The sequence below is a fragment of the Thermoplasma sp. Kam2015 genome (assembly GCF_003205235.1).
Lineage (GTDB): Archaea > Thermoplasmatota > Thermoplasmata > Thermoplasmatales > Thermoplasmataceae > Thermoplasma.
This window is the reverse complement of the sequence record NZ_QJSM01000056.1, coordinates 1-431: the sequence shown is the minus strand read 5'-3', so window position 1 is coordinate 431 and position 431 is coordinate 1. Positions and strand designations below refer to the sequence as shown.

1 protein-coding gene is annotated in these 431 nt (G+C 55.5%); it reads right to left on the bottom strand.

Going from position 1 to position 431, the window contains the following annotated elements; translation table 11 throughout:
- Positions 1-431 (bottom strand): hypothetical protein (locus DMB44_RS09445; protein WP_161952134.1); only part of this gene is annotated, 431 nt, incomplete at both ends.

The window sequence follows — 431 nt, the reverse complement described above, 5'->3', positions numbered from 1 at the left end:
AGGCTGTAACTGTACCCTCTTTTGTCGTCCTTCTTCCTGGTGACCAGATCCTTGGCCATCAGGTTGTCAAGCCTGATCTCAACCGTTCTGAGCGTGACGTCGATGTTCTGCTTCCTCATCTCTTCAAGTATCTCCCTTGTCTTCGTCTTCCCCCTTCTGAGAAGGCTGAGGATCTGCTTGTCAATGGGCTTCAGGTTCCATTTCAGGAAATCCGGCTCCTCCTCCATGGTGCTGCTCAGCAGCGCCCTGATGATCTCATCGTATGAACGCCTGTGGCCAACGTAGTGCGTCTCGTCCCACTGGTTCAGAAGCCTCCTGGTCGACGCGCGGATCTGGATCGTGGTGGGCCTGTCCACCGGCTCAGGCTCCGGCAGATTGAACATGCCCTGCTCTTCAAACAGAACCCTGTCCGTATCCGGGTCGACGATCTT